Raw genomic sequence first — 4,345 nt, 5'->3', positions numbered from 1 at the left:
GCACCAACGGTACGGCCGCCTTCGCGAATTGCGAAACGCAGGCCGTCGTCCATGGCGATCGGCTTGATCAGGGTGACAACCATTTTGATGTTGTCGCCCGGCATTACCATCTCAACGCCTTCCGGCAGTTCGCACGAACCGGTCACGTCGGTGGTACGGAAGTAGAACTGCGGACGGTAGCCCTTGAAGAACGGGGTGTGACGACCACCTTCTTCTTTGGACAGAACGTACACTTCAGCTTCGAACTTGGTGTGCGGCTTGATGGTGCCCGGCTTGGCCAGAACCTGGCCACGCTCGACCTCATCACGCTTGGTGCCGCGCAGCAGCACGCCGCAGTTCTCGCCAGCACGACCTTCGTCGAGCAGCTTGCGGAACATTTCCACGCCGGTGCAGGTGGTCTTGGTGGTAGCACGCAGACCAACGATTTCGATCTCTTCCTGAATGCGGACGATACCGCGCTCAACACGACCGGTTACCACGGTGCCGCGACCGGAGATCGAGAACACGTCTTCGATCGGCATCAGGAACGGCATGTCGATGGCACGAACCGGCTCAGGGATGTAGGCATCCAGAGTCTCGACCAGCTTCTTAACAGCACTGGTACCCATTTCGTTGTCGTCTTGGCCGTTCAGAGCCATCAGAGCGGAACCGATGATGATCGGAGTGTCGTCGCCCGGGAAGTCGTAGGTGGACAGCAGGTCACGAACTTCCATCTCGACCAGTTCCAGCAGCTCAGCGTCATCCACCATGTCAGCCTTGTTCAGGAAGACAACGATGTAAGGAACGCCTACCTGACGGGACAGCAGGATGTGCTCACGGGTTTGCGGCATCGGGCCATCGGCGGCCGAGCAAACCAGGATCGCGCCGTCCATCTGCGCAGCACCGGTGATCATGTTCTTCACGTAGTCGGCGTGGCCCGGGCAGTCAACGTGCGCGTAGTGACGCACGGCCGAGTCGTACTCAACGTGAGCGGTGTTGATGGTGATACCACGAGCCTTCTCTTCCGGAGCCGAGTCGATCTTGTCGAAGTCGACCTTGGCCGAACCGAATACTTCGGAGCAGACGCGAGTCAGAGCAGCGGTCAGAGTGGTTTTACCGTGGTCAACGTGACCGATGGTGCCAACGTTGACGTGCGGTTTATTACGCTCGAATTTTTCCTTAGCCATCTGACTCGTCTCCGAACAGGGAATAGAGAACTGACACTGCCATTAAAACAAAGGCAGATATATACATATCTGCCTTTGTGAAGTGGAGCTCATGAGCGGATTTGAACCGCTGACCTCACCCTTACCAAGGGTGTGCTCTACCAGCTGAGCTACATGAGCGAAACACTTTGCACGAACAACAAACTTGGAGCGGGCAGCGGGAATCGAACCCGCATCATCAGCTTGGAAGGCTGAGGTTCTACCACTGAACTATGCCCGCGGAGCCTGCAGCTCACGCTTAAATCTGGTGGAGGGGGAAGGATTCGAACCTTCGAAGTCGTAGACGTCAGATTTACAGTCTGATCCCTTTGGCCGCTCGGGAACCCCTCCAAAGTGGGCGGCATTTTAACTTCTGCCACCTAGCTGTCAAGCATTTTCTCAATAAAAACTTGAGGTTAGCACTCTTTGACAGCTGCCTATCAGGGTCTCCCCCTCAAAGCGGGCGCCATTCTATGCAAACTACTGAGCACTTGCAACGCTTTCGCACGGCATTATTTGATGCTGCAGCTCCTTGAAGTCGGAGGCCAGCTGCGGCATGGCATCATCCGCCAGGCGCCGACTCTCTGGAGCGATGCGCACCCAGAAGCTGCGCTGCGCGCGCGGCAGCTCGCGCAGCAAGGGCTCATAGCCCGCATCACGCAAGCGCTGAAGCACACTCTCCGCCGAGTCGCTACGCGGGAAGATGCCCAGCGAGATGCCGTTGGCCAAGTCTCCCTGGGTAATGATGTAGCTATCTATTCTGCGCGCCTGCAGCTCCTTCAACTGGCGCAACGAGGCCTGCCTCGAGGCCAGAGGAGCCAGATAGACCCAATAGTCGAGCCCCGCAGTGGCATCCACGGAGCGCACCTCGGCCTGGATATCGAGCGCCATCAAACGCTGCTCGACCTGACGCGCCCCATCCTCCTGCTGAAAGCTGCCGAGGAATAGACAGGTCTGATCCGTCGATTGAGAAGTCGCCTGCGGCAACTCCGGACGCACCTTCGCACGATCGGATGCATTGAGCAGCTGCAAGCCTTTCTGCGCGCCCTGGTACAGAGCCATCGGCTCAACCTCTTTGACTCGCAGCGGCGCCTGCTGCTGATGCCACACGTAATAGAAGAGATTGAGCACAAGCAGAAGCAAGAAGACCCAACGCATCATTGCACTCCAGGCATTGGGCAGGCCTGGGCCAGACCGACGAAAACCAGATCGGAAACCAGGCGAGCCTGCGGCAGCACTTCACGCACCAGAGATGCATCGCCCCCCGTCAGATAGACACTGAAGCCATCCCCCAGGCACTCGCTCGCGAGCTCGACTTGAGCCAGCGCAAAGCCACGCAACATAAGCGCACATCCGCGCTCGACAGCCTCCACGGTCGAACGCCCCGGCCGAAGACTATGCAGCGCTTTCTCGGCCGCCACATCGTCGTAGCGGATACGCCGAGTATGGGTGCGCAACTGATTACGCATCAACGGAAGCCCTGGGCATATGTACCCCCCGAGATGCTCACCATCAGCAGACACAAGATCGGAGGTCACGGCGGTCCCGAGATCCAGCACCAGGCAAGCACCACCAGCGAGCTGATAGGCGCCCACCACTGCCAGCCAGCGATCCAGACCTAGCCGCGCATATTCCTCATAGCCATTGCTCACGCCACCCAGCTCAAGCGCCGGCTGCGCACAAAGTACTGGGGCACCGAACTCTCTTTCCAGCAGGCCGACAAGTGCAGCGGTTTCGACATCACTGCGCACACTGACCAATCGACATCCCGACAGCGCTAGCCCGGGAACGGCCAGCAAAGCGCCCAACAGCGCCTCATCCGAGTCGACCACGCCACCGACTGGAGCAACTGCAGGAGCCTCGCTCAGCAGCCGCCATTTGATCAGACTGTTTCCACAGTCCAGCTCAAGAATCATCACGCAACCTCAGGCTAAGCTCGCCGCCACTATATTGCCGATCTTGCCCCGCCACATTCAGGCGCAATGCCCCCAGGTGATCCACCCCCAGGACAACGCCATCGATACGCTGCGGACCAGCCAACAAACTAACCTCTCGCCCCTGCCAGAGGTGGCAGGCCTCCCACTCGTCTCGCAAGGCGGCAAAGCCGCCCTTCTCGTGCAGATCCAGGTAATGCCTTAGCCAGCGCCCAAGCGCTAGCGCCAACGCCGTACGGTCCACAAGACGAGCACAGCATTCACGAACGGACGTCCAGGGCTGATCGATAGCAACAGAGGGACCAGGGAGCATATTCACATTCACACCGATACCTATCGCCACTTGGCAGGCACCGGCCGGGTCGCCGGACAACTCCAACAACACCCCCGCGATCTTCCGCCCCTCAACGAGCAAGTCGTTCGGCCATTTCACTCCGGCCTCGACCAGGCCAGCCTCGCGCAAACTACGCAGCACTGCGAGCCCCACCGTCAGACTCAGGCCATCAAGGGAAAAAGCCCCGCCCTCCAGACGCAAGCCGAGGCTGTAATAGAGATTCTCGGCAAAAGGACTGACCCATGCGCGACCTCGCCGCCCACGACCACCCTCCTGGCTCTCCGCGAGAACAAGCAACGGCGCGGGCGCACCGACAGCCAGACGTCGAAGCACCTCAGCATTGGTTGAATCCACCACCTCGAGAACCTCGGCACACCAGCCGGCGGCGAGGGACTCAGAAACAAGCTCCTCTTGCTCCAGCAGCGAAAGCGGCGAAGCCAGACGATAGCCCCGCCCACGCACTCGATGGATCGAGAGCCCGAGCGCCGACTCCAAATGCTCGAGACGCTTCCACACAGCAGCACGACTCACCCCCAACAAGGCCCCCAGGGCCTCGCCAGAGTGGAATTCACCATCTCGCAGCAGATGTAGGACTTCGCGCATCAAAATAACGCCCAAGCAAAGAGGCAGGCATCATAACGATGCAGTCTTGAAATGCCTAGAAATGCGGCACGCGGAGAATGGCAGCAAACAGATATCCGCAGATACCGAGCAAATAAAAATCCACCGATTGAGGTGGCTTTTTATTTGCCCAATCCAGCGCCGACTATCGTCGCCGGCAAGATTTGTCATCTGGCGGCGTCCCGCGCATAGGAACCTCGCCAACTGTGAATTTTCTTACGCGCAAAAGCCAAACCCCCACCCGCTTGCGCGGATGGGGGTTTGGGGATAGG

At 59.1% G+C, this 4,345-nt stretch carries 4 protein-coding genes and 3 tRNA genes; all 7 read right to left on the bottom strand.

The genetic code is table 11. The annotated features are described in order from the left end of the window. Positions 1–1,166, bottom strand: a 1,166-nt coding sequence (gene tuf, locus PTT45_RS00915) for an elongation factor Tu (protein ID WP_273810981.1), incomplete at its 3' end; no start/stop codon positions are given. 83 nt (positions 1,167–1,249) lie between these two features. Then, positions 1,250–1,325 (bottom strand) — tRNA-Thr (locus PTT45_RS00910). A 26-nt stretch (positions 1,326–1,351) separates the two neighbouring features. After that, a tRNA-Gly gene (locus tag PTT45_RS00905) sits at positions 1,352–1,425 on the bottom strand. A gap of 25 nt (positions 1,426–1,450) precedes the next feature. Beyond that, positions 1,451–1,535, bottom strand: a tRNA-Tyr gene (locus PTT45_RS00900). 129 nt (positions 1,536–1,664) lie between these two features. Then, a complete protein-coding gene (locus PTT45_RS00895; protein WP_273810995.1) occupies positions 1,665–2,342 on the bottom strand; it encodes an SPOR domain-containing protein in 678 nt (225 codons plus the stop codon). After that, positions 2,342–3,100 carry a pantothenate kinase gene (locus PTT45_RS00890; RefSeq protein ID WP_273810993.1) on the bottom strand — a complete coding sequence of 253 codons (759 nt, stop codon included), beginning with the start codon at positions 3,098–3,100 and terminating at the stop codon, positions 2,342–2,344. The genes PTT45_RS00895 and PTT45_RS00890 overlap by 1 nt, the downstream gene beginning before the upstream one ends. Further along, positions 3,090–4,055 (bottom strand): bifunctional biotin--[acetyl-CoA-carboxylase] ligase/biotin operon repressor BirA, encoded by a 966-nt coding sequence (gene birA, locus PTT45_RS00885; RefSeq protein WP_273810992.1) that lies wholly within the window; start codon positions 4,053–4,055, stop codon positions 3,090–3,092. The genes PTT45_RS00890 and birA overlap by 11 nt, the downstream gene beginning before the upstream one ends. Between the last annotated feature and the right edge of the window lie 290 nt (positions 4,056–4,345).

Origin of the sequence: Pseudomonas sp. Gutcm_11s, assembly GCF_028649395.1 — a bacterium.
Taxonomy (GTDB): domain Bacteria; phylum Pseudomonadota; class Gammaproteobacteria; order Pseudomonadales; family Pseudomonadaceae; genus Aquipseudomonas.
The sequence above is the reverse complement of the archived record's forward strand: the minus strand, read 5'-3'. Positions and strand labels throughout refer to the sequence as shown.

Bases quoted from the DNA above. Each gene is read 5' to 3' on its own strand.
- birA (WP_273810992.1), bottom strand. From the start codon at position 4,055: ATGCGCGAAGTCCTACATCTGCTGCGAGATGGTGAATTCCACTCTGGC.
- PTT45_RS00895 (WP_273810995.1), bottom strand. From the start codon at position 2,342: ATGCGTTGGGTCTTCTTGCTTCTGCTTGTGCTCAATCTCTTCTATTAC.
- PTT45_RS00890 (WP_273810993.1), bottom strand. From the start codon at position 3,100: ATGATTCTTGAGCTGGACTGTGGAAACAGTCTGATCAAATGGCGGCTG.